Annotated in this window: 21 protein-coding genes and 1 riboswitch; of the genes, 10 read left to right on the plus strand and 11 right to left on the minus strand. The window is 40.7% G+C overall.

The window, feature by feature from the left end:
* The first annotated feature begins 75 nt into the window (after window positions 1–75).
* Genes LC040_18840 through LC040_18850 form a run of 3 tightly spaced genes read left to right on the plus strand, consistent with a single transcriptional unit; the run spans window position 76 to window position 2,459 of the window.
* Complete coding sequence (locus LC040_18840) at window positions 76–303, plus strand: FeoA family protein (GenBank protein ID WLR51192.1); 228 nt, start codon at window positions 76–78, stop codon at window positions 301–303.
* Window positions 300–2,300 carry a ferrous iron transport protein B gene (feoB, locus tag LC040_18845; GenBank protein ID WLR51193.1) on the plus strand — a complete coding sequence of 667 codons (2,001 nt, stop codon included), beginning with the start codon at window positions 300–302 and terminating at the stop codon, window positions 2,298–2,300. Before LC040_18840 ends, feoB begins: the two co-directional genes overlap by 4 nt.
* Before the next feature lie 18 nt (window positions 2,301–2,318).
* A complete protein-coding gene (locus tag LC040_18850; GenBank protein ID WLR51194.1) occupies window positions 2,319–2,459 on the plus strand; it encodes a FeoB-associated Cys-rich membrane protein in 141 nt (46 codons plus the stop codon).
* Between the two features lie 48 nt (window positions 2,460–2,507).
* On the opposite strand, the gene LC040_18855 is transcribed toward LC040_18850, so the two are convergent.
* Complete coding sequence (locus LC040_18855; protein ID WLR51195.1) at window positions 2,508–4,274, minus strand: stalk domain-containing protein; 1,767 nt, start codon at window positions 4,272–4,274, stop codon at window positions 2,508–2,510.
* Window positions 4,275–4,512: 238 nt separating this feature from the next.
* The gene (locus tag LC040_18860; protein ID WLR51196.1) at window positions 4,513–4,995 is read right to left on the minus strand and encodes a glutathione peroxidase; all 483 of its coding nucleotides are present in this window, start codon (window positions 4,993–4,995) and stop codon (window positions 4,513–4,515) included.
* Window positions 4,996–5,136: 141 nt separating this feature from the next.
* On the opposite strand from LC040_18860, the gene LC040_18865 reads away from it, so the two are divergent.
* Window positions 5,137–6,261, plus strand: coding sequence for an MBL fold metallo-hydrolase (locus tag LC040_18865; protein ID WLR51197.1), 1,125 nt, complete (start codon window positions 5,137–5,139; stop codon window positions 6,259–6,261).
* 43 nt (window positions 6,262–6,304) lie between these two features.
* Here the strand turns inward: LC040_18865 and mreBH are convergent, their stop codons facing one another.
* Window positions 6,305–7,312 carry a rod-share determining protein MreBH gene (gene mreBH, locus LC040_18870; protein ID WLR51198.1) on the minus strand — a complete coding sequence of 336 codons (1,008 nt, stop codon included), beginning with the start codon at window positions 7,310–7,312 and terminating at the stop codon, window positions 6,305–6,307.
* A gap of 208 nt (window positions 7,313–7,520) precedes the next feature.
* Between mreBH and LC040_18875 the strand changes: the two genes are divergently transcribed.
* Window positions 7,521–7,850, plus strand: coding sequence for a hypothetical protein (locus LC040_18875; protein ID WLR51199.1), 330 nt, complete (start codon window positions 7,521–7,523; stop codon window positions 7,848–7,850).
* 136 nt (window positions 7,851–7,986) lie between these two features.
* Here LC040_18875 and LC040_18880 read toward each other — a convergent pair.
* The 4 genes from LC040_18880 to LC040_18895 form a co-directional block, all read right to left on the minus strand.
* A protein-coding gene (locus LC040_18880; protein ID WLR53346.1) for an IS1182 family transposase occupies window positions 7,987–9,308 on the minus strand; the annotation gives its coding sequence in 2 pieces (ribosomal slippage) (window positions 7,987–8,294 and window positions 8,294–9,308; 1,323 coding nt in all).
* 163 nt (window positions 9,309–9,471) lie between these two features.
* On the minus strand, window positions 9,472–10,803 hold the full coding sequence (locus LC040_18885) for a glycoside hydrolase family 68 protein (protein WLR51200.1): 1,332 nt from the start codon (window positions 10,801–10,803) through the stop codon (window positions 9,472–9,474).
* Window positions 10,804–10,865: 62 nt separating this feature from the next.
* Window positions 10,866–12,170 carry a glycoside hydrolase family 68 protein gene (locus tag LC040_18890; GenBank protein WLR51201.1) on the minus strand — a complete coding sequence of 435 codons (1,305 nt, stop codon included), beginning with the start codon at window positions 12,168–12,170 and terminating at the stop codon, window positions 10,866–10,868.
* A gap of 257 nt (window positions 12,171–12,427) precedes the next feature.
* Complete coding sequence (locus LC040_18895) at window positions 12,428–12,559, minus strand: DUF2639 domain-containing protein (GenBank protein WLR51202.1); 132 nt, start codon at window positions 12,557–12,559, stop codon at window positions 12,428–12,430.
* A 220-nt stretch (window positions 12,560–12,779) separates the two neighbouring features.
* Window positions 12,780–12,883: riboswitch (TPP riboswitch) on the plus strand.
* 201 nt (window positions 12,884–13,084) lie between these two features.
* Between LC040_18895 and thiD the strand changes: the two genes are divergently transcribed.
* From thiD to thiE, 3 genes are read left to right on the plus strand one after another with little or no spacing between them, the layout of a single operon-like run.
* Window positions 13,085–13,891 carry a bifunctional hydroxymethylpyrimidine kinase/phosphomethylpyrimidine kinase gene (thiD, locus tag LC040_18900; GenBank protein WLR51203.1) on the plus strand — a complete coding sequence of 269 codons (807 nt, stop codon included), beginning with the start codon at window positions 13,085–13,087 and terminating at the stop codon, window positions 13,889–13,891.
* Window positions 13,891–14,709 (plus strand): hydroxyethylthiazole kinase, encoded by an 819-nt coding sequence (gene thiM / locus LC040_18905; protein ID WLR51204.1) that lies wholly within the window; start codon window positions 13,891–13,893, stop codon window positions 14,707–14,709. The genes thiD and thiM overlap by 1 nt, the downstream gene beginning before the upstream one ends.
* Entirely contained in the window at window positions 14,706–15,356 is a 651-nt protein-coding gene (gene thiE / locus LC040_18910) for a thiamine phosphate synthase (protein ID WLR51205.1), read from the plus strand. Before thiM ends, thiE begins: the two co-directional genes overlap by 4 nt.
* Before the next feature lie 25 nt (window positions 15,357–15,381).
* On the opposite strand, the gene bioA is transcribed toward thiE, so the two are convergent.
* Both bioA and bioD read right to left on the minus strand, forming a co-directional pair.
* Complete coding sequence (bioA, locus tag LC040_18915; protein ID WLR51206.1) at window positions 15,382–16,740, minus strand: adenosylmethionine--8-amino-7-oxononanoate transaminase; 1,359 nt, start codon at window positions 16,738–16,740, stop codon at window positions 15,382–15,384.
* Window positions 16,737–17,450: a dethiobiotin synthase gene (bioD, locus tag LC040_18920; protein ID WLR51207.1), complete on the minus strand. Its 714-nt coding sequence runs from the start codon at window positions 17,448–17,450 to the stop codon at window positions 16,737–16,739. Before bioD ends, bioA begins: the two co-directional genes overlap by 4 nt.
* Window positions 17,451–17,569: 119 nt before the next feature.
* Between bioD and LC040_18925 the strand changes: the two genes are divergently transcribed.
* A complete protein-coding gene (locus LC040_18925) occupies window positions 17,570–18,145 on the plus strand; it encodes a biotin transporter BioY (protein ID WLR51208.1) in 576 nt (191 codons plus the stop codon).
* A 76-nt stretch (window positions 18,146–18,221) separates the two neighbouring features.
* Here LC040_18925 and LC040_18930 read toward each other — a convergent pair whose 3' ends face one another.
* Window positions 18,222–19,220 carry an acryloyl-CoA reductase gene (locus tag LC040_18930; GenBank protein WLR51209.1) on the minus strand — a complete coding sequence of 333 codons (999 nt, stop codon included), beginning with the start codon at window positions 19,218–19,220 and terminating at the stop codon, window positions 18,222–18,224.
* Window positions 19,221–19,339: 119 nt separating this feature from the next.
* Here LC040_18930 and LC040_18935 point away from each other — a divergent pair, with 119 nt between their 5' ends.
* Window positions 19,340–19,951, plus strand: a complete 612-nt coding sequence (locus LC040_18935; protein ID WLR51210.1) for a TetR/AcrR family transcriptional regulator — start codon at window positions 19,340–19,342, stop codon at window positions 19,949–19,951.
* 27 nt (window positions 19,952–19,978) lie between these two features.
* Here LC040_18935 and aspA read toward each other — a convergent pair whose 3' ends face one another.
* Window positions 19,979–21,406: an aspartate ammonia-lyase gene (gene aspA, locus LC040_18940; protein ID WLR51211.1), complete on the minus strand. Its 1,428-nt coding sequence runs from the start codon at window positions 21,404–21,406 to the stop codon at window positions 19,979–19,981.
* Window positions 21,407–21,423 lie beyond the last annotated feature (17 nt).

The following is a 21,423-nucleotide window of genomic DNA, read 5'->3' on the forward strand; positions in this document are numbered from 1 at the left end:
ATTCTAAGATTATAATAAAAATATAATTGATAAAAGTTATCATTATCTATCAGCAAATGTTTCGGGGGAATGAAGATGCGTTTATCAGATTTAAAACATGGGGAAAAAGCAAAAATTACCGATTTATCAACAGTAAGTGAATTGGTAAAAAGAAGATTAATGGATTTAGGGATTATGGAAGGTTCAGAGATTTGTCTAAAATGCCGCATGCCTTTTCGCGGTCCATATATGCTTGATAATTGTGGCCAATGTCTGGGGATTCGCCACCAAGAAGCAACGAGTATTTCTGTTGAGCGCGTATGAAGAATATTGCGCTGCTTGGTAACCCGAATACTGGAAAAACTTCGCTCTTTAACAATCTGACAGGCTCATATGAATATGTCGGAAACTGGAGTGGGGTAACGGTTGAGAAGAAGGTCGGGTTATTAAAACATCAACAAGGGCATCTAATTGATCTCCCAGGTATTTATACGTTAAGCCCTTTGTCAAAAGATGAGAGTGTAGTCTCCAACTATTTTATCAATGAAGCATTTGATGGAGTAATTAATATTGTCGATGCTTCCCAACTGGAACGGAACTTGATGCTCACATTGCAGCTGCTAGAGTTTGGAAAGCCGGTGATTATTGGGCTTAATATGGTTGATGTAGCAAATGGCCGGGGTGTGCAGGTTAATGAAACGCAGCTATCAGAAGCATTAGGTGTGCCCGTTATTCCGATTGTCGCACGGACAGGAAAAGGCTGTGATCTGTTAAGTGTGCAAATATCAGCTTTTCATACTCCAAATCAAAGTGAACGTAACGTGTATTACGGCATTGCAATTGAAAAAGGCATTGAAAAGCTTTCAGCACTACTAGCAATGCATGAACAGAAAGGCTTGTCACATCGCTGGCTTGCTTTGCAATATTTTGAAGGAAACAAAACGGTCAAGGAATACTTAGAAAGCCTCATCCCTACTGAAAAATTAGAGCAAACTTATGAGGAAGCAGTAGCAGATAATGAAGAAAACGACTTAGCACAGTCGATTTATCGGACGAGACGTGAATATATTCAAAAGATTCTTCAGCAATCGGTAAAGAAAAGTGAACAAGCCGCGCTCACAACGACAGAACAAATCGATGCAGTTGTTACAAATCGAATATTTGGCATACCGATTTTTCTGTTGTTTATGTTTATTGTTTTTAAATTGACGTTTGACTGGCTTGGCACGCCGCTTTCTGATGGGTTGGATGCTTTCTTTTCAGGTCCGCTTACAAATTGGTTATCTACAGGCTTAAATCAAATCGGTGCATCAGCATTTATTCAAGCATTAATCCTTGAAGGAATTGTTGCAGGTGTTGGGGGAGTGCTTGTTTTTGTACCACAAATTTTTATCTTGTTTTTCTTCATTTCATTTCTTGAAGATTCCGGGTATATGGCTCGAGTCGCCCTTGTGATGGATAAAGTGATGGAGATGGTCGGATTAAATGGTAAGGCATTTATTCCGATGATTATTGGTTTTGGCTGTAATGTGCCAGGCGTGATGGCAGCTCGGACGATTGAACAACCGAAGGAGCGGCTGCTTACTATTCTTCTGACACCATTAATGTCCTGCTCTGCACGTCTTCCGGTCTATGCCTTGTTTGTTGGAGCATTCTTTGCTAGCTACCAATCACTCGTTGTGTTCTCCTTATATGTATTAGGGATTGTCTTAGCATTCGCATTAGCAAAGCTCTTTTCCATGACGTTATTGAAAGGGGAAGCTTCTTTATTTGTTATTGAGCTTCCACCATATCGGATGCCGCAAACAAAAGCGCTATTTCGCAGTACATGGGATAAAGGAAAAGGGTTTATTCGCAAAGCAGGGACGTTTATCTTTGGAGGGTCTGTTGTCATTTGGCTTCTTTCATATGCAGGACCTAGTGGAATAAATGTTGAGATGTCTGATAGCTTTCTCGCTGCAATTGGAGGGCTCTTTACTCCTTTACTGGCCCCGTTAGGCTTTGGTACTTGGCAGGCAGGCGCGGCATTATTAACTGGTTTTCTGGCAAAGGAAGTAGTTGTTTCGACGATGAATATTATTTATCATGTGCCTGACGCTGATACCTTGCAAAGCTTAATGGCAGCCCACTATACACCACTTTCTGCGATTAGCTTTATGGTGTTTATCCTTTTGTACGTTCCATGTGTAGCGACAGTGGCAACGATTCGAAAAGAGACAGGCTCTGCTAAATGGACGTATTTTTCAATTATTTATGCATTAATTCTCGCATATAGCTTAACATTCCTCATTTATCAAATTGGGACATTGCTCGGATTCTAATGGAAAGGAAGAGGTCTTATGCTCGTAAATATTGGAATTGGTACGGTGATTTTCGGTTATGCAGGTTGGTCGCTGTTTCGATATGTGAAGAAGAGTAAGGAAGGAAAATGTGGAGCCTGCGCTCAGAAGAAGACGTGTAAGACAGACTGTGATATTTAAATGAGTATCCCCCACATTACCTTTTTTGGTGATGTGCGGGATTTTTTGTTAGTTATTAGTTTCTTCTTTTTTCTCAGTATTTAAAGGTTCGAAGATTAAGTTTATCGGCATATTACTGCCTGCAGCGGCCATGAACTTAATTTGGACTCGCTCTTTTGCATCTCCTGTTCGGTAAAGGACACCTGCTTCAGCTGGACCTTTTAGCAAGCCGTTTGTCGTTGCATTGACAATCTTTCCATTTACATAGAATGAACCAGCGTAGCTTCCGCCGCGAGGATTAATTGTAATTAACGTATTTGGCTCCACATTCATCAAGTCAACAGTATAGAGCATTCCGTGATTACCAGCATTAAATTCTGTACGGTTTGAGAACGGGTCGTAGCCGCGTTGGAATGTATCAACCTTTCCATCGCCAATAATCATTCGCTGTCTTTCAGTACCGACATTTTCATTTACTGTCACTTGCTTTTCACTGCGGAAAAAGTGACCGCGGTTATGAAGCTCATCACGTTCAGCGATTGGAAGTCTTGAAATCTTTGAATCCGGTGTCTTGCTGTAGGCCGTTGCGACTTCATATTTCACAGGTATATTTGATTCGATATCCGCATAAATCGTTACTGTATCTTTTGGCATTAGTGTCTGCGACGTGTTAACGAGAAGTGATTTCGTTTCGCCTGGTTTTAAGACGATCTTTTTATTCAACGGTCGATCAATATTTTCAAGGTAGCGTTGGACTGCTAATTTGCCAACTTGATAAATGTATTGATATGGTCCCCCTGCACCGTATCTCGAAATCGTAACAGTTGTTGTTCGATTCGACGGATTGTGCACGGTGAAATGCAATTGAATCGGTTTCTTTAAGCCGTTTTGCTTATGAATCGCAAAGCGCTGCTTTCCTGACAGTGTGTATTGATAATGAAGGTATTCTCCTGTAATTTGCTCAGGGCTGTTTACGCGAACGACATTATGGCCGGTTTCTTCTATTTCTCCGCCAATCGTTGGAAGGTCCAGAACAGCACTGCTGTTAATTGGAAACGCATCACCTAAGTATGTAAAGCGTTTATTGAATTCTTCTTCTGTATAAAGTACATCATCAACGACCGTAATGTTTTGATAGTAGGAATCTGTTAAACCTTCAGCATCCCATACTGTTAATTTCACTGTATGTTTGCCTGGTTTGAAGTAAGCACGTTGTTTGTTGTACCACTCTGAATTTGTAATCCCTTTGTCATCACTGCTTAGCTGCTTGTAAGTGATTGGTTCACCGATTTTATAGGTTGTTTTATCTGTTTCAAAGTATGCATGTGGTGCTTCATTCTTCGGTTTTGGCGCTGGCTTGGATGACGGCTTGTCTGTTGGTGATGAATAGTAACTGATTACGACCGCATTTTTGTTTCCATCATATCCGCTATAATCTGCAAAAGCATTTGTAAGAACATCAAGCTGGATGAGTAAGGAGCCTTTAATCCGGATTGTAGATGGCACATCTGTTGCATAGTAGTTTCCGTTTAATAGATAACCGCTTTTTTCTGGTGTTAACCTTAAGGTTGTCTCTCCTCTAGTAACAATAAATTGTTTCTTCACACTGTCATAAGCTAGTGTGGCTCCTAATACGCCAGTCAACGAACGAAGCGAACCATATGATTTTCCGTATTTGACGAGGTGCTTCTCTTGTGAAATCGAATACGAGCTATCATGATAGATTTGCTTTGTGCCTAGTGGGAGTGTAAGTCGGTGTATTTCTTGAGCATAGCCTGTTTGTGTTGGGGCAAGAAACACTGCAGCTCCGATTAGTGCTAAGAATATGCGTTTCATAAAAATATCTCCTTTTCCTAGTTCATGCTGAATAGATGCTGTTATTTTCAAAAATATGTTAAATTAGCTCTGTATAATAGTATACGAGTCTTTAAGTACTTTGCCTATTAAAAAGCAATCTGAAAAATAGTATGAAGGTAATTTTAGGTAATGACAAGTGATTAGGGAAAAAAGAAAACGAATTGAAATAAAAGACACATCTGTGAAAAAGTAAGTCACAGATGTGCTGAGAAGGGAGTTAACGTTGCAGTAATTGCTGAATATCTTTTTCAATTTTGTCAGGCTTTGTAGAGGGAGCGTAACGTTCATATACGCTTCCATCTTTATCAATAAGAAACTTCGTGAAGTTCCATTTGATTTCTGATGTTAAGAAGCCGTTTTGTGCTTCGGTTAGGTGTTTAAAAAGGGGATGTACATCTTTCCCTTTTACCTTAGTTTTTGCGAACATTGGGAAGCTGACTCCATAATTAATTTGACAGAATTCTTGGATTTTATCTTCTTCTGCAAACTCTTGATTCATAAATTGGTCGCTCGGAAATCCGAGAATGACAAATCCTTCATCGTTATACTTCTCATAGAGCTTCTGTAGACCGTCAAATTGAGGCGTGAACCCACACTTACTCGCTGTATTCACAATTAAGACGACATTTCCTTTATATTCATTAAGTGACTTTGTTTCGCCCATAATCGTTTTTGCTTCAAAATCAAATGCTGTGGTCAAGCGAACACCTCCTGAAAGAGTTTCTTCTATTGTAAATAAGAACTGTCCGAAATTCTAATAATAATGCTTTATGTTTAATCAAAATGTATACGAGGTAGCGTATAAATAGATGCGATAGATTATAAAAAAGGAGGCTTTAACTTGAAACCTTATTCTGTAGATAAATTTGCACAGCAGGTATTACACGGTGAAAAGGTTTTTGTTCTAGATGTACGGAAAGAGGAAGATGTAGAGGATTGGAAGATTGAAGGTTCAAGCGTTGAATTCGTAAATATTCCTTTCGAAGAAGTTGAAAATGACGTGAAAGGTGTAAAGGAGAAGCTACCGACTGATAAGAAAATCATTACGGTTTGTTACCGTGGTGTTTCTTCCCAAGAGGCCGCGAAATTACTTCAAGAGGAAGGTCTTCAGGATATTACGTATTTAGAGAATGGTATGGCAGGCTGGAGCGAACATTTAGAGCCTGTGAAAGTAGGGGATCTTTCAGATGGCGGAGAAATCTACCAATTTATTCGACTCGGAAAAGGCTGTCTTTCCTATATGATTGTGTCGGATGGAGAAGCAGCTGTGGTAGATGCGAATCGAATGATTGGAGCATACAAAAAGTTCGCTGAGGAAAAGAATCTTAACATCAAGCATGTGATTGATTCCCACTTACATGCTGACCATATTTCTGGCGGACGTCTGCTTGCAGATGATAATGCTGCCACTTATTGGTTCCCGCCAAAAGATGATGAAGGCATGAAGCTCCCATTTGAGGTATTAATTGAAGATGTAGAGATTGAATTTGGCAATCAAAAGGTGAAGGTTCTTCCGCTTTATTCACCTGGACATACGAAAGGTAGCACGTCATTTATCGTCGATGACGCCTATCTCTTAACTGGAGATATTCTATTTGTAGAGTCAATCGGTCGACCAGACTTGGCAGGAAAAGCTGATGAATGGGTAAACGACTTGTATACAACCCTGCATGAACGTTATACGAGCTTAACAGATCAGTTATATGTATTACCAGGTCACTTCGGAAAAATGAATGAAATAAACAAAGAAAAGCACGTTGGTGCCAAAATGAAGGATATTTATAAACAGAACGAGCAATTAAAAGTAACTGATAAAGATGAATTTCATCATATGGTAACAGACAACCTGCCGCCTCAGCCAAACTCACATCAAGAAATTCGTAAGACAAACCTTGGTAAGCAAAAAGTAGACGAAGAAGAAAAACGAGAAATGGAATTAGGCCCAAATCGTTGTGCAGTAAGCTAATAAAAAATCCCACTACTGATTTAGGTAGTGGGATTTTTTGTGCTTATTTCGAAGCCTTTTGAAGTTTTTGAATCATTTTCAATGAACGACCTGTTCCAATTGCCACAGATTCAAGAGGGCTTGGAGCGATATGTACAGGTACGACAATTTCGTTACTTAACCATTCTTGGACACCATTTAACAATGCTCCACCGCCTGACAAAATAACACCGCGGTCAACGATATCACCGCTTAATTCTGGAGGGCAGTCTTCCAATGTTGTGCGAATGGTTTCTAGAATTGAGAGAAGGGATTCTTTTATCGCTTCTTGAATTTCAAAAGAGCCCAATGTAATTGTTTTAGGAAGACCATCAACTAGGTTTCGTCCCCGAATTTCCATTTCGACTTCCTCATGCTCAATCAGTGCATAACCAATTTCCATTTTGATAAGCTCGGCTGTTCGTTCACCAATCAGCACGTTATATTTCTTACGTACATATTGGGAGATGTTTTCATCTAATTTGTCACCGCCGACGCGAACTGAATGAGCGGATACGACGCCGCCAAAGGAGATAATGGCCACTTCAGTTGTTCCGCCGCCAATATCAACTACAACATTTGCGACAGGTTCATCAACCGGTAAGTCTGCCCCAATCGCTGCTGCGACCGGCTCTTCAATCAAATGAATATTTTTTGCGCCAAAGCTTTTGACAGCATCGTGAATGGCACGGCGTTCGACTGATGTAGAACCGCACGGCGTACAAACTACGACATTTGGTTTACGAATAGATAGACCAAGCCGTTTTCCTGCCTTCTTCATAACTTGTTTCAACATATCTGTGGTGACATCAAAATCTGCAATCACACCGTCTTTCAATGGGCGTACAGCTACAATGTTACTTGGTGTTTTACCAACCATGCTTTTGGCTTCTGTACCAACAGCTAGTACTTGGTTTGTCTTAATATCAATGGCTGCGACAGACGGCTCGTTAAATACAATTCCTTTATTTTTACTATAAACGAGAATGTTTGCGGTACCTAAGTCAATACCGATCTCAGTTGTAGAAAACATATGCGTTCACCCAATCCTTGTAGAGAAGTATAGCTATCTCCTATATTACTTCTATTATTTATAGTTAGTTTATGGGGGTAAAAGGACGACAACAAGGCATTTTGCTAACTAGTAATTATATCCTTTTCAAGTACTGGCAGTTGTTTCAAGATAAGAATGCTAGGGTATTAAATCTATAAAGACAAACCTGTGAAAAGGAGAGTCAAACATGAACAAATATACTTATTATGTATCATTAGGATTAATGAAGGTGCACCCTGAACCGATTGATAGTGGTACAAATTACTTTGAAATTGAAGCGACGAAAGAACAGGCGAGTTTACTTCAGCATTTACTAGATGACTTATATGCAAAAGACCACAGACCAGGTCCTCTAGCAAAAAATCCAATCAAAGAGTCATATGCTGAAGAAGGAAGAAGAGTACAAGAAGAAGGGATGAAAGAGTTCTACACCCGTGTCTATCAATATGGCACGCCGAAGACGAAGGAAGAAATTGAGAGCATGGGTATTGGTGAGGATATGTACTTAAATAAATAATAAAAGCAGGCCTTGAGCCTGCTCAGCTTGTAGAGAAACCCTGTGTTTTTCTACAAGCTTTTTTCATGACTTTTTAAAATAGGATGATTTTTACTCTATAGAAGTGAGGATTTGAAAGAAAAATACTCCCCTTCACCTATCCATTCTGTCTGGATAGGTGAAGGGCAATCTTTTTCATGTTCTGGCAGGCAGCTGTAAGTAATGCCTGCTCTTTTACATTTTCCAATCCCCTCAACCTGCAATAGCGAAGCCCATGCAGTTCTTTTGAATCTGCGAAGCTTCGCTCAACGGTTTCTCTTCTTTTTTGTGTAATCACTTTTCCTTCTTTGGATAAGCGATTTCGTCGGATTTGTTCTTTTCGGTCCTCCCACATGTGTCGGGTGAGAACCTTTTGATGATTTTTAGACCGTGTACAGCTTTCAAGTAATGAACACTCTTCACACTTTTTGGATCGGATTTGTATTCGCGGTACCCTTCTCTTGTAGTGGTGCGATAGGTTAACGTTTCTCCCTGTGGACATACATAAACATTTCGTTCTTCATCAAATTTAAATTTCCACTTTGGCATAAGTCCTTTCGTCGAACTGTACCGACGATGAGCAATGACTCCAAAAATGTTACGGTCAGTTAACCCCTTACAAATCGGCATTGTTAAGTAACCAGCGTCCAGTCCCACACCTTCTAAATCAAAGCCAAACTTTTCAACCTGTAGGTCTAACCGATTCAAATAAGGAACAGAATCGTGAAGGTTGCCTGGAGTGACATGAACATCGGTAATCACATTATATTTCAGGTCAGTCGTTCTATGATCTAAATAAAAGAACCCTTCTGGCTTATTCTCACGGTATAGGTAACCACTCTCAGGATCCGTCTTACTAACGCGGATCGTTTTTGTTTCTTTCACCTCCTCTTTCGGTTTAAGGGGCTTTTTTCCATTCTGGATCCGATCCTCTTCCACAGCTTTGTTAAGTTCATCAATATAATCCCGTGTTTCTTCTTCTACTTCTTCCCGTGTAAATTGGTGTCGGTTGGCATTTGCCTTCAAATGAGTCGAATCCGTAAACAGCACTCGACCACCGACCATACGATGACTCATCGCTTGATGAACGATTTCATCAAAAATGTCTTGAAAAACCGTTGTGCCTTTGAATCGTGTACGCCGATTCCAACTAATCGTTGAATGGTGAGGAACCTTATCATTTAGATGAAGCCCTAAAAACCATCGGTAAGCGACATTTGTCTGAATTTCACGTTCAAGCTGACGTTCGGAACGAATACCATAAAAATAGCCGATAAACATCATTTTGAAAAGAACGAGAGGATCGAGAGAGGGACGCCCATTATCTTCGCAATAATAAGGACGAACTTTTTCAAGGATAAAGGAGAAATCAATATATTTATCAATTTTTCGTAAGAGATGGTCTTCTGGGACTAGCTCTTCAATATGTACAAACTCCATTTCGTATTGTCGGTCTTTATTTGTATGAAACAACCTTATCACCGCCTGTATCTTCATTTACATCTATTATAACAAATTAACGCGGTAATAAGGTAAAAAAACAGGCTGTCGAGACTTTCTCGACAGCCTGAGCAGGCCTTGAGCCTGCTTTTATTATTTTAGGTTAATTAATTTTTCCATGCTGCTGAGTATTTACAATCTGTGTTTCATCACCATGAATAGATAGTTTTAAAGTTGGAGCTAGCGTACCGCCGAAATGATCATATTGGAATTGCTCAGATTGGCTGCCAACATCCTTCAAGCTTACTCCATTTAAGTCAAAGTAATTAATAAAGCTAATCACTTTACCGTTTGGAAGTACAATCCATGAATAAGCTTGGAATGGGTTGTTTTTAGGGTTTGCAATTACAAGGCCACTCTCATTAAGAGGTTTGTAATCACCATCTAAGCGGTCAGATGTGAAACCGTACAGACCATCGACACCTTTTAAACCTGGTGCGAAAGTGAATTTATGGCTGTCAACAAATAAATAGTATTGACCACCTTTATTCACAATGTGTGGACGTTCAAGCTGCTGGTTAACACAATCTGCTTCTAGAAGAGGGGGAAGCATTTCCCAATTGTTCATACTATCATCTTCTGCAACTGCAATCCCAACGTTCCCATTGTATTGTGCAGAACCATCAGGAGCAGTATGGTTTTGGCGATAATCCTCGTCACCTATGTTGTGTGGCTGACATGTTTGTTCACTTGCTTTACCAGGAGAATTCCCTTCAAATAAGATATATTCTTTACCTGTCTTCGGATCTTTGTAGAACCATGGGTCACGGAAAGCGTAGATAATGCCACCTTCAGATTGTTCCATTGTTTGATAATATTTACCTTTTGGCTTAAGGATGATTTTATGTTCACCCCAGTTTTCTAAGTGAACACCACTTTTGTTAACGTTAATTTCACCAGACGCTTTAGCAAGGCGTTGTTCGTATGTTAATTTGTCATCATCTTTACGTCCTGTTGCGGTGTAGAAGAGATGAATCTTCCCGTTATCATCTAGCATTGCTGAACCAGCCCATTGACGAGAACCGAAAGCATCTTCCTTATCAAAAGCAGGTCCACCAAGCTTCCAATCCTTCCCGTTCTTTGAATAATAATAACGGATTTGAGCGATATCATGACGCTTACCAGGTAAGACATCATCAGGTGCTGTCAAAGCAAAAAGAACATAGTTTCCTTTCACTTTGGCTACGGAGCCATCTTCATTGCGTAGAGGCCATGAATCCCATACCCAATGATCAGGATCGATTTGTTCAAAGTCAGGCTTAATGTATGGTGCTGTTGTATCTTTCGTTCGTTCTAACTTCTCAGCTTGCTGACGTGTCCAGGCAGGTGTTTTCTCTTCTGCATTTACGTTTAATGGAAGAGCAAATGAAGAAGCAACAACAACGGCAGCTGCTGTACTTATAATCGTTTTCTTAAGTACACGTAATGATTCCATTCGATTTGTTCACTCCTTTGTTTTATATTCCCCCTCTCGGAAAGAGGGGGATGGTTGGTAGGTTACTTAATACGTGGAGAATTGTATTCTTTTACGATTCTTGTTTTGTCTCCATTAAGTGATAGTTTGAGTGTTGGTGCTAGTGTGCCACCGAATTTCTGCTCGCCAGTTTCATTATCAACATACTTGTTAACGAAGCTTTCAACGTCACCGTTTGGAAGTACTAACCAAGAATATGCTTGTAATGGATCGCTAGCTGGGTTTGCTACGACAAGTCCTGATTCATTCAATGGTTCATAGTCACCGTGAAGAGATTTCGCATTGAAGCCGTATAGGCCGTCTGGTCCGTTAAGTCCAGGGGCGAATGTGAACTTATGGCTGATTGTAAATAAGTAATATTGGTTTCCTTTCACAACAATATGCGGACGCTCAAGCTGTTGGTTCACACAGTCTGCTTCAAGCATTGGATCTTTTAATTTCCAATCAGATAGGCTTCCGTCTTTCTCAGCAATCCCTACATTACCGTTGTATAGAGCTGAACCTTCTGGGACGTCATGATTTTGTCTGAACTGCTTGCTTCCAATGTTTTCTGGCTGACACGTCTGCTCATCAGCTTTTCCTGGAGAGTTCCCTTCAAATAAAATGTATTCTTTACCTGTTTTCGGGTCTTTGAAGAACCAAGGATCACGGAATGAATAGATAATTCCTTTGCCTTGTGATTGTTCGATTGTCTGGTACTTCTCACCATCAGCTGTTAAAATAATCTCATGTGGGCCGTGGTTCGAAATTTCGACGCCATCTTTTGTTGCGTTCATGTCAAAGCTTGTCAGAGCTAGACGTTGTTCCATTGTGACTTCTTCTTCACCTTTCCGGCCAGAAGCGGTGTAGAAGAGATGTACGCGTCCATTTTCATCCATCATTGCAGACCCGGCCCACTGTCTTGAACCAAATGCTTTGTCTGGGTCATAAGCTAAGCCACCAAGCTTCCAATTCTTCCCGTCTTTTGAATAGAAATAACGGATTTTTGCAATGTTATGGCGTTCTGTTGGTGTTACGCCATCTTTTGTTGCTGTAAGAGAGAAAATAACTTTGTAGCCGTTAATGCGGGCAACCTTCCCATCTCTGTCGCGTAGCGGCCATGTGTCCCATACATAAAGGTTAGGCGCGATGTCTTTGATTTCATCTTTCGTAATTTCCGGAGCTGTGTTTGTTTTATCTCGCTGAATCTTCGATGCATCTTCACGAGACCATACAGAAGTTTCCGGATTCACTTCTGCAGTTGCTTGAGGTGCTGCGTATGCAGCAGTACCTAGTAGCATGGATGCGATTGCTACGGATTTAAGTAGCATGCTTCCTCTTTTTGGCATATGCTATTCCTCCTTCTAATTTTTAAGTTACACATTGAGGATTCCCCTTCACTTGCTTGGTAAACTGAAACATTAGGCCCTTTCTCATAGAGAGTAAGACGTCATAAATACTTACTATTATTTCTCACACTATTCCATATAAATCTAATGAACAGGTAACTTTCGAACTATTAGTTTCATAACAGAAATAGTTCCTCCTAGAAAATACAAAAAAAGCAGGCACTTCCTATTTGGAAGTGCCTGCTTGTATAAACAGCTTACTTGCTGTTAGTTTCTAATAGATTTGCTAGAACGTGCTTTTTGTAGCTTTCAATTTTACGAGGGCCGTAAGTGCGAACCCCTTTTTCTTTAAGCTTTTCTACGTACCAGCCTTTGCTTCCTGTATGCATGAACAACACCCTTTCTGAAAAAATTTTATGCTTTGGAAGAGTCGAGCTGTATAAATTCTTTGGATTGCTATCATTCTTACGGTTACACATTCTAACATCTAATAAACGTGTTTGAAAAGGGGTTATAAGAAATTCATTTTATTAATGATAAGAAGGGGCACCGATGCTCATTGATGATTGACAATTTTGAAAATCACCGCTATGATCAAGTCAAATATAGGAAGTCCACTAGGGGCGCCTTCAAGGCTGAGATAAGGAATATTCCTTTGTCCCTTAAAACCTGATCTGGTTAGTACCAGCGTAGGGAAGTGGAGACGGTATATAAGAGCATCTTGTAAGATGTTCTGCCTACAAACCGCTCCAGTTTCGGAGCGGTTTTTCTATTCTCCGAAACTTCTATTCTCCTTCTGCCTCTAGCTGGCTTCCTTCATCATTTCAAGGAGGCTTCATCCATGTTAATTGCTGAACAGATTCATCAACAAACGATTCAAATGGTACACATTGAAGATAGCGGGGTGGTAATCGATGAGTAATGTATCTTGTGCACTTACAATTGCTGGTACAGATCCTAGTGGAGGAGCAGGAATCCAAGCAGACTTGAAAACCTTTCAAGAGCTCGGTGTCTATGGCATGTCCGTTATTACATCAGTTGTAGCTCAAAATACGATGGGGGTTAAAGACGTCATTCATATGCCTGTTTCATTTATTGAAAAGCAGTTAGATGCTGTTCTTGAAGATATTAGGCCTCATGCGATTAAGTCAGGTATGATCGCATCTGTTGATATGATCGAGCTTGTTGCAAAGAAAGTCGCTGATGCAGGTATTCCATATGTTATTGATCCAGTCATGATAGCGAAAAGTGGTGATGCATTAATTGGTGAACAAGCGAGTGATGCACTACGTGAGAAGCTGATTCCGCTTGCTAGCCTTATTACGCCAAACCTCCCTGAAGCAGAAGTAATAACAGGGATGAAGATTTCCACAATAGCTGAAATGGAAGAAGCTGCAAAGATAATTGTGCATGAATATGGAGCGCGGGCAGTTGTTATGAAAGGTGGACATTTAGAAGGCGAAGCAATAGACCTTTTATACGATGGTGAGGACTTTTCAAGCTTCACTTCAAGAAGGTTTCAAACAAAGCATACTCATGGTACAGGTTGTACGTTTTCTGCGGCAATTACTGCAGAACTTGCTAAAGGAGCAGTCATGAAAGATGCTGTTGCAACAGGAAAGACATTTATCACGGCTGCAATTGAACATACATTAGGGATTGGAAAAGGAAATGGACCAACTAATCATTGGGCTTATCATTCAACAAAGGTGGGGAAATAATGAACTCTCAAGCAGTGTTAGAAGCGGTAGAAAATGTTCGCACCAATAATCCATTAATTCATAGCCTTACGAATGTGGTGGTAACGAATTTTACAGCAAATGGCTTACTTGCTTTAGGCGCTTCACCAGTGATGTCGACAGCAAAGGAAGAAGCTGCAGACATGGCTTCAATTGCAAACGGTGTATTAATTAATATGGGAACATTAACGCCAAGCGAAGTCGAAGCAATGGTGCTAGCAGGGCAGGCTGCAAACAAAAAAGGTATTCCGGTTGTATTAGATCCAGTAGGCGTTGGTGCTACACCTTTCCGTTCCGAAACGGTTGAAAAGTTATTAGAGCATATTAACTTCACAGTTGTCCGTGGGAATGCCGGCGAAATTGCAAATGTTATTGGGACTAAGTGGGAAGTAAGAGGTGTTGATTCAACAGGGGATGGAGATGTACACAGCCTAGCTGAAGAAGCTGCAAAGAAGCTTAATACAACCGTTATTATTACAGGCAAGGTGGATGTCATTAGTGATGGGGTAACGACATATGAAGTTCATAACGGTCATGAGTGGCTAACGAAAGTAACAGGTGGAGGTTGCTTGCTTGGTGCAGTCATAAGTGCTTTTCTAGCAACGAATGAAGATACATTTAAAGCATCTGTTGGAGCATTGGTTTATTACGGAGCAGCTGCACAACATGCAGCGGAAATCTCTTCAGGTCCTGGGACATTCCAAACAGCTTTTCTTGATGCGTTATGCAACCTTTCAAATGATAGGCTAGTGGAGCTCGCAGACTTTTCATGCACATCAAGTAAGGAAGCAAACGTATGAAACGAGAGGATTTAAAGCTGTATTTCATCATGGGAAGCAATAATTGCTTTCAAGACCCTGTGCATGTATTAGAAGAAGCAATTCGTGGCGGAATTACATGCTTTCAATTCCGTGAAAAAGGAAAGGGTGCTTATACAGGTACAGAAAAAGAAGAGTTTGCGAAAGTGCTTCAGAAGATTTGCCGTCAAAGCGGAATCCCATTTATCGTAAATGATGATGTAGACTTAGCAGAAAGAATCAATGCTGATGGTGTGCATGTTGGTCAAGATGACAAGCATATCACATATGTGCGGAAACAATTTCAAGGTAAAATTGTTGGGCTGTCTGTACACAATGAGGAAGAAGCACAAGAAGCAGTGGCGCAATCTGTTGATTATATCGGTTTAGGTCCTATCTATACGACATCCTCAAAGGAAGATGCAAAAGCTGCTGTTGGACCAGGGACAGTCCAAAGCTTTCGTAATAAAGCGATCAACATTCCACTAGTTGCAATCGGTGGTATTAATGAAGCAAACGTCATAGAAGTAATGGAAGCTGGAGCAGATGGAGTGTCTGTCATCTCTGCAATCAGCAAGGCTTCATCTCCATTTGAAGCTGCTAATCAATTAAAAATGAAATTAGAACGAGTAAAGCAGTTGCCGCGTTAGGCAACTGCTTTACTCGTCTAATTTTCTATTGTACAGCTGTCATACTTTCAGTTGTTTCCTTGATCGATTGTTTCATAATGCTGATCATCTCTTTTAATTCTTCTTTTGTGCTTGCAAGCGGCGGCATGAAGACGACGATATCGCCCAGTGGTCGTGTCAGCATACCAAGCTCCCGCATTTTTAGTGTTGAACGGTAAGCAGCTCGTTCTTGGAAAGGGAACGGCTCTTTCGTTTCTTTGTCTTTCACAATCTCAATTCCACACATTAAGCCTAATTGACGAACATCACCGACATGGTTCAGTTGTTTCAGTTGTTGCAGCTCATCGGCGATAAATGCGGCTTTCTCTTGTGCTTGCTCAACTAAATTTTCCTTCTCATAAATTTCGAGGTTAGCTAATGCAGCAGCACAGCCAAGCTGGTTACCTGTATAAGAATGGCCGTGGAAAAATGTTTTCATCTCCTCATATTCGCCATAAAATGCTTCATAGACATCTTCAGTTGTCATCGTTGCTGCGATAGGCAGGTATCCACCTGTAATCCCTTTGGCGATTGTCATTAAGTCAGGCTGAACGTCTTCATGTTCAACAGCAAACATTTTTCCGGTACGACCAAAGCCTGTGGCAACTTCGTCAACAATAAGAAGAATATCAAATTCACGACAAAGCTTCTCGACACCTTTTAGATAACCTTTTGGCATAACCTGCATACCGCCGGCACCTTGGATAACCGACTCGACAGTAATACCAGCGATTTCTTCATGGCGTTCTTCGAAAATCTTTCGCAGTTCAGCTAGAGCATCATCACGAATTTGCTCTACATTATTTGATGGGTTGCGATATACAAGCGGGAATGGTGCTTTAATAGATTCGAACATAAGTGAGCCATATACACGGTGATAAAGGTCAACCGCCCCAACACTTATCGCCCCGACTGTATCACCATGATAGCCATTTGAAAGGGCAACAAATTTTGTTTTTTTCTTGAACCCTTTGTTTTGCCAATATTGATAAGCCATCTTAATTGCAATTTCAACAGATTCAGCACCACTGTCAGAATAGAAGGTACGTTGCAGGTTAGTAGGCGTGATTTCAACTAGCTTCTTTGCGAGCTCAATCGCCGGTACATTGGCTGCCCCTAATAGGGTAGAGTGAGCAATTGAATCAAGCTGTTTCTTAATAGCTTCGTCGATTTCTTTTTTTCGGTGGCCGTGAACATTTAACCAAAGTGATGAGTAGCCATCTAAATATTCGTTCCCGTGAATGTCTTTTAATTTAATTCCTTCACCGCTTTCAATAATAAGCGGGTCACGCTCATAGTCAGTCATTTGTGTAAATGGGAGCCAAAGATATTTTTTACTATCATCGAGAAGTGTTTGTGGATTCATACAGTTGTTTCCCCCTTTAAACGATCTAAGTTCATTTCTTTAAAAATACCCTTAAGTGAATGTTCATTTTTGAATGTGTCATCTAGATTATTTAAATGTGGCACCGTTCCGAGCACAGGAACATTTGTAAGACGCTCAATCATCACGGCATTATCGTTTTCAATTGTCGGGTCTTCTTCATGTAGACGATTGAGAAGGATGCCTGCAATTGAGATGTTTGCTTGTTTTAATGCCATCACAGATAGAACGGTGTGATTAATCGTTCCAAGACCAGCTCTTGCAACAAGAATGACAGGTAACTTCAATTCCTTCATGAAATCAAGCATGCAATAGCCTTCTTTGAGCGGGACGATCAGTCCGCCAGCACCTTCCACTAAAACAAGGTCATGTTCAGTTTGTAGCTGTGAAGCATTATGGTGGACCATGCTGATATCAAACCGAATATTTTCTTCTTGTGCAGCAAGGTGTGGTGAACTTGGCTTTTTGAGTAAGTATGTACAAGCTTTTGTTGGTTCTAATGATGGTAAGACGCGTTGGTACATTTGAACGTCAGGTGCTTGCAATTCACCATTTTCGCTGATGGCTCCGCTTTGGATCGGCTTGTATGGAAATACATTAACCCCAGCTCTTTGAAAATAGGCTGTCAGCAAGCTTGTAACGACAGTTTTCCCAACATCTGTATCAGTACCTGTAATGAAATAACCAGCCATTGTTAACCTCTCTCCTTCTATGTAAACCACATTTACAAATAAGTTAACATATGAGAGAATGTGAAGCAATAAATGTTAATGTTTTTAGTAAAATAGTTGACAATGCAGGGGGGAGAATAATGAAAACGAGGAATATGGTGTTGTGTGCGCTGTTTGCTGCTCTGATGGCAGTAGGGGCAAATGTTTCGCCATTTCTAACAATTGGCGGTGTACCAATTACACTACAGCTTATGTTCGCTATTTTAGCCGGAGGTATTCTGGGAAGTAGACTTGGGGCTTTGTCAATGTCAGCTTATATGTTTATGGGTCTAGTCGGTGCCCCAGTATTTGCTCAATTTAAAGGGGGACCTGCACATGTATTAAGTCCCACCTTTGGATTTATTGTTTCTTTTATTGTAATTGCTTATTTTACTGGTAAATTGGTAGGGGACAAATCAAATGCATCAAAGCTGTCATACATAGGAGTTGGTTTTCTAAGCCTTTTCTTTAACTATATCATTGGCACAAACTTCATGTACTTCGCGTTGAAATTTTGGGCAGAAGCACCTGATGGCTTTCATTATGGAATGGCATGGATATGGATGGCTGCTTATTTACCCTTAGACATTGTTGTGACGACTGTGTCACTCACACTTCTTCCCAAGTTGAAAGCAGCGTTACGCACCTCCTATTCACCACAGCAGACTGTTAATTAAACGTTTGATTAAAAAATGAGAAGCCAGCAGTATTTCTGCCAGCTTCTCATTTTGTATCTAAGCCTGTGAAGGAAACTTATGCTTGAACATTCACGACTGTACGTCCTCTTACTTTGGATTTTAGAATGTTTGCTAATACTTCTGGAAGCTTTTCAAGTGTCACTTCTTGCGCGATTTGCTCATTAAGAAGGTCGCGGTTTAAATTATTGGCTGCTTGCTCCCAGATTTGCTTGCGAAGCTCTATTGGGCAATAAACAGAGTCAACACCAAGAACGTTCACTCCACGAAGAATGAAAGGGAAGACCGATGCAGGTACTTTTCCTCCGCCAGTTAAACCGCTGACAGCAACTGAACCACCATATTTCGTTTGGCTGAGAAGTGCTGCAAGGGTGTCACCGCCAACAGGGTCGACTGCACCAGCCCAGCGTTGCTTCCCAAGTGGTGGAATTTTCTCAGGTGTAACATCTTCGCGTGAAAGAATTTCTTTAGCGCCGAGTTGTTTTAAATAATCATGCTCACTTTCTTTTCCTGTGCTTGCCCATACCTCATATCCTTTATTCGCAAGCATCATAACTGCCATGCTGCCAACGCCGCCTGTTGCTCCAGCGACAAGAACAGGACCGTCTTCAGGCTTTAGTCCTTTTTGTTCGAGGTGATGGACAGAAAGAGCTGCTGTAAAACCAGCCGTTCCAATGGCCATTGCTTCTTTCAAGCTTAAGCTGTTCGGAAGAGGTACCACCCAATCACCAGGTACACGTGCGTATTCACTGTAGCCCCCATAATGAGCAACACCGAGCTCATAGCTTGTAACGATAACTTCATCGCCTTCTTTATACCGGTCATCATTTGAAGCAGTAACAGTACCAGCAAGGTCGATGCCTGGGACGAAAGGATAGGAGTTTACAATTTTCCCATTCGGAATGCTTGCAAGACCATCTTTATAATTAACACTAGAATAAGCGACTTTTATTGTCACATCACCTTCAGGTAAGTCATCTAACGTTAAATTTTCAATGTTTACTGTAAAGTCTTCCTCTGTTTTGTTTACGACGAGTGCGCGAAATGAATCTGTCATGTAATCGTCCTCCTTATGTATTATCAGAATATTTCTATTACTAATCATAACGAAATTATACTGACCGGTCAAAATAAAAATATTTTTTGTTATAATAATGGAAGATGAGGTGAGATAAAATGAAACGAAATCCCGAAGAACGGAAGAGGCAAATTTTAAAGGCTGCTTTCCGAGCAGTTGCAGATAAAGGCTTTGGAAATGTAACGCTCCAAATGATTGCAGATTACGCTGGAGTAAGCAAAGGAGTACCGAATTATTATTTTGAGAATAAAGAGGATGTGCTCGCTCATTTGCTAGAATGGATGACAGAAAAAATCTATGAAAAAGAAAGCGCCAATATTGGAAAAGTAGCTACGGCTGAAGCAAAATTGACTGCTTATTTAGATACGGTGTTTGCAAGTCCAGAGGAGAACCGGCAGTTTTATCGGGTCTATCTTGATTTTTTAGCCCATGCCAAAACAAATGAACGCTACCGCCAAATTAATGAACAGTTCTACCGCAATTGCTGGAGGCTAGGTGAGGGCATTATCCAGCAAGGTATAAAAGAAAACATCTTCGAGGTAGAGGATATAAGTGATGCAGCGGCTGCCATTCGTGCAATGATTGATGGCTGCCTCATTCAATGGCTGATGCTTAATAAAGATGAGCTTCACTTGACGTATAAACACATCTGCTACAGTAATTTAATTACGTATTTGCAAGGAACGCGCTCTTGTGAAAAAACCAGCTAGGCGCAATGCCTAACTGGTTCTGTACTGTTATTTTCTTTTTAATAGCTCTTTACCTGCAATCCCTGGATCAGTCATTTCATAAGGATGAAGGATAGTATCGAGTTCCTCTGTAGTTAGGACATCTTTTTCTACACAAAGTTCTCGTACAGATTTCCCTGTGGCTATTGCTTCCTTCGCGATAGCGGCAGCTGTTTCATAGCCAACATGAGGGTTGATTGCTGTAATAATACCAACACTATTATCTACATAATGCTTCATTCTTTCTTCATTTGCGGTAATGCCATCTAGGCAATGTTTGCGGAATACATTAAATGTGTTTGTCATGATTTTTATCGATTGCAGTAAGTTGAACACAAGTACTGGCTCCATGACATTTAATTCAAATTGACCAGCTTCTGATGCAAGGCAGATCGTATGGTCGTTTCCGATCACTTGGAAGGCACATTGATTTAATACTTCTGCCATGACAGGGTTTACTTTACCAGGCATGATTGACGAACCAGGCTGGCGGGCAGGCAGTGAAATTTCACCTAAGCCACAGCGAGGGCCGGATGCCATCATTCGCAGATCATTTGCCACTTTAGACATGTTCATCATACATACTTTTAAGGCTGCAGATACATCAAGATAGCAGTCAGTATTTTGTGTTGCATCAACGAGATGATCGGCTTTTACAATTGGGTACCCGCTATTTTCACTTAAGTGTTGCACAACTTTGTCAATATATTCAGGGTCTGCATTTAGGCCTGTACCAACAGCTGTTGCTCCCATATTCACTTCATAGACATGCTGACGGGAGTTGCTTACCCGTTCAATATCACGACGCAACACACGCGCATATGCTTCAAATTCTTGACCTAATCGAATTGGTACAGCATCTTGCAGGTGAGTACGCCCCATTTTTAGCAGGTGGTCAAATTCTTCTGCTTTGCGATGGAATGAACGATGTAAATCTTCCATTTCATGTAGAAGTCCATCCAACATAATGAGTACCGCAATATGGATACCTGTTGGAAAGGCGTCGTTTGTTGATTGGGCCATATTTACATGTGAGTTCGGACTAATCACTTTATAGCTTCCTTTAGGTTCCCCGAGCAGCTCAAGAGCCCGATTCGCGATAACTTCATTGGTATTCATATTAATTGAGGTACCTGCCCCGCCTTGAATTGGATCAACGATAAACTGGTCACTCCATTTTCCATCGATCACTTCATCTGCAGCATCTATAATAGCTTGTCCAATCCGTTTATCTAATTGGCCTATTTCCATATTAGCCAGTGCAGCTGATTTCTTAACGATTGCCATCCCGCGAATCAAGCTTCTTTCAATCCGGTAACCTGTAATAGGGAAGTTTTCGACTGCACGTAATGTTTGGACACCATAATAAGCTTCACTCGGAACTTGCTTTTCTCCTAAAAAATCTTTTTCAATACGGATTGATTTCTTTTCTGTCATAGACATTCATCTCCTAA

The organism is Bacillus tianshenii, assembly GCA_020524525.2.
GTDB lineage: Bacteria > Bacillota > Bacilli > Bacillales > Bacillaceae_N > Bacillus_AV.

What these genes read in the sequence shown, in the direction of transcription:
- LC040_18840 (WLR51192.1), top strand. Translation starts at nt 76, where the DNA reads ATGCGTTTATCAGATTTAAAACATGGGGAAAAAGCAAAAATTACCGAT.
- LC040_18895 (WLR51202.1), bottom strand. Translation starts at nt 12,559, where the DNA reads ATGCATACAGGAAGCAAAGGCTGGTACGTAGAAAAGCTTAAAGAAAAA.
- LC040_18925 (WLR51208.1), top strand. Translation starts at nt 17,570, where the DNA reads ATGAAAACGAGGAATATGGTGTTGTGTGCGCTGTTTGCTGCTCTGATG.
- LC040_18890 (WLR51201.1), bottom strand. Translation starts at nt 12,170, where the DNA reads ATGCCAAAAAGAGGAAGCATGCTACTTAAATCCGTAGCAATCGCATCC.
- bioA (WLR51206.1), bottom strand. Translation starts at nt 16,740, where the DNA reads ATGAATCCACAAACACTTCTCGATGATAGTAAAAAATATCTTTGGCTC.
- LC040_18850 (WLR51194.1), top strand. Translation starts at nt 2,319, where the DNA reads ATGCTCGTAAATATTGGAATTGGTACGGTGATTTTCGGTTATGCAGGT.
- LC040_18930 (WLR51209.1), bottom strand. Translation starts at nt 19,220, where the DNA reads ATGACAGATTCATTTCGCGCACTCGTCGTAAACAAAACAGAGGAAGAC.
- thiD (WLR51203.1), top strand. Translation starts at nt 13,085, where the DNA reads ATGAGTAATGTATCTTGTGCACTTACAATTGCTGGTACAGATCCTAGT.
- LC040_18885 (WLR51200.1), bottom strand. Translation starts at nt 10,803, where the DNA reads ATGGAATCATTACGTGTACTTAAGAAAACGATTATAAGTACAGCAGCT.
- LC040_18935 (WLR51210.1), top strand. Translation starts at nt 19,340, where the DNA reads ATGAAACGAAATCCCGAAGAACGGAAGAGGCAAATTTTAAAGGCTGCT.
- LC040_18875 (WLR51199.1), top strand. Translation starts at nt 7,521, where the DNA reads ATGAACAAATATACTTATTATGTATCATTAGGATTAATGAAGGTGCAC.
- thiE (WLR51205.1), top strand. Translation starts at nt 14,706, where the DNA reads ATGAAACGAGAGGATTTAAAGCTGTATTTCATCATGGGAAGCAATAAT.
- feoB (WLR51193.1), top strand. Translation starts at nt 300, where the DNA reads ATGAAGAATATTGCGCTGCTTGGTAACCCGAATACTGGAAAAACTTCG.
- bioD (WLR51207.1), bottom strand. Translation starts at nt 17,450, where the DNA reads ATGGCTGGTTATTTCATTACAGGTACTGATACAGATGTTGGGAAAACT.
- thiM (WLR51204.1), top strand. Translation starts at nt 13,891, where the DNA reads ATGAACTCTCAAGCAGTGTTAGAAGCGGTAGAAAATGTTCGCACCAAT.
- mreBH (WLR51198.1), bottom strand. Translation starts at nt 7,312, where the DNA reads ATGTTTTCTACAACTGAGATCGGTATTGACTTAGGTACCGCAAACATT.
- LC040_18855 (WLR51195.1), bottom strand. Translation starts at nt 4,274, where the DNA reads ATGAAACGCATATTCTTAGCACTAATCGGAGCTGCAGTGTTTCTTGCC.
- aspA (WLR51211.1), bottom strand. Translation starts at nt 21,406, where the DNA reads ATGACAGAAAAGAAATCAATCCGTATTGAAAAAGATTTTTTAGGAGAA.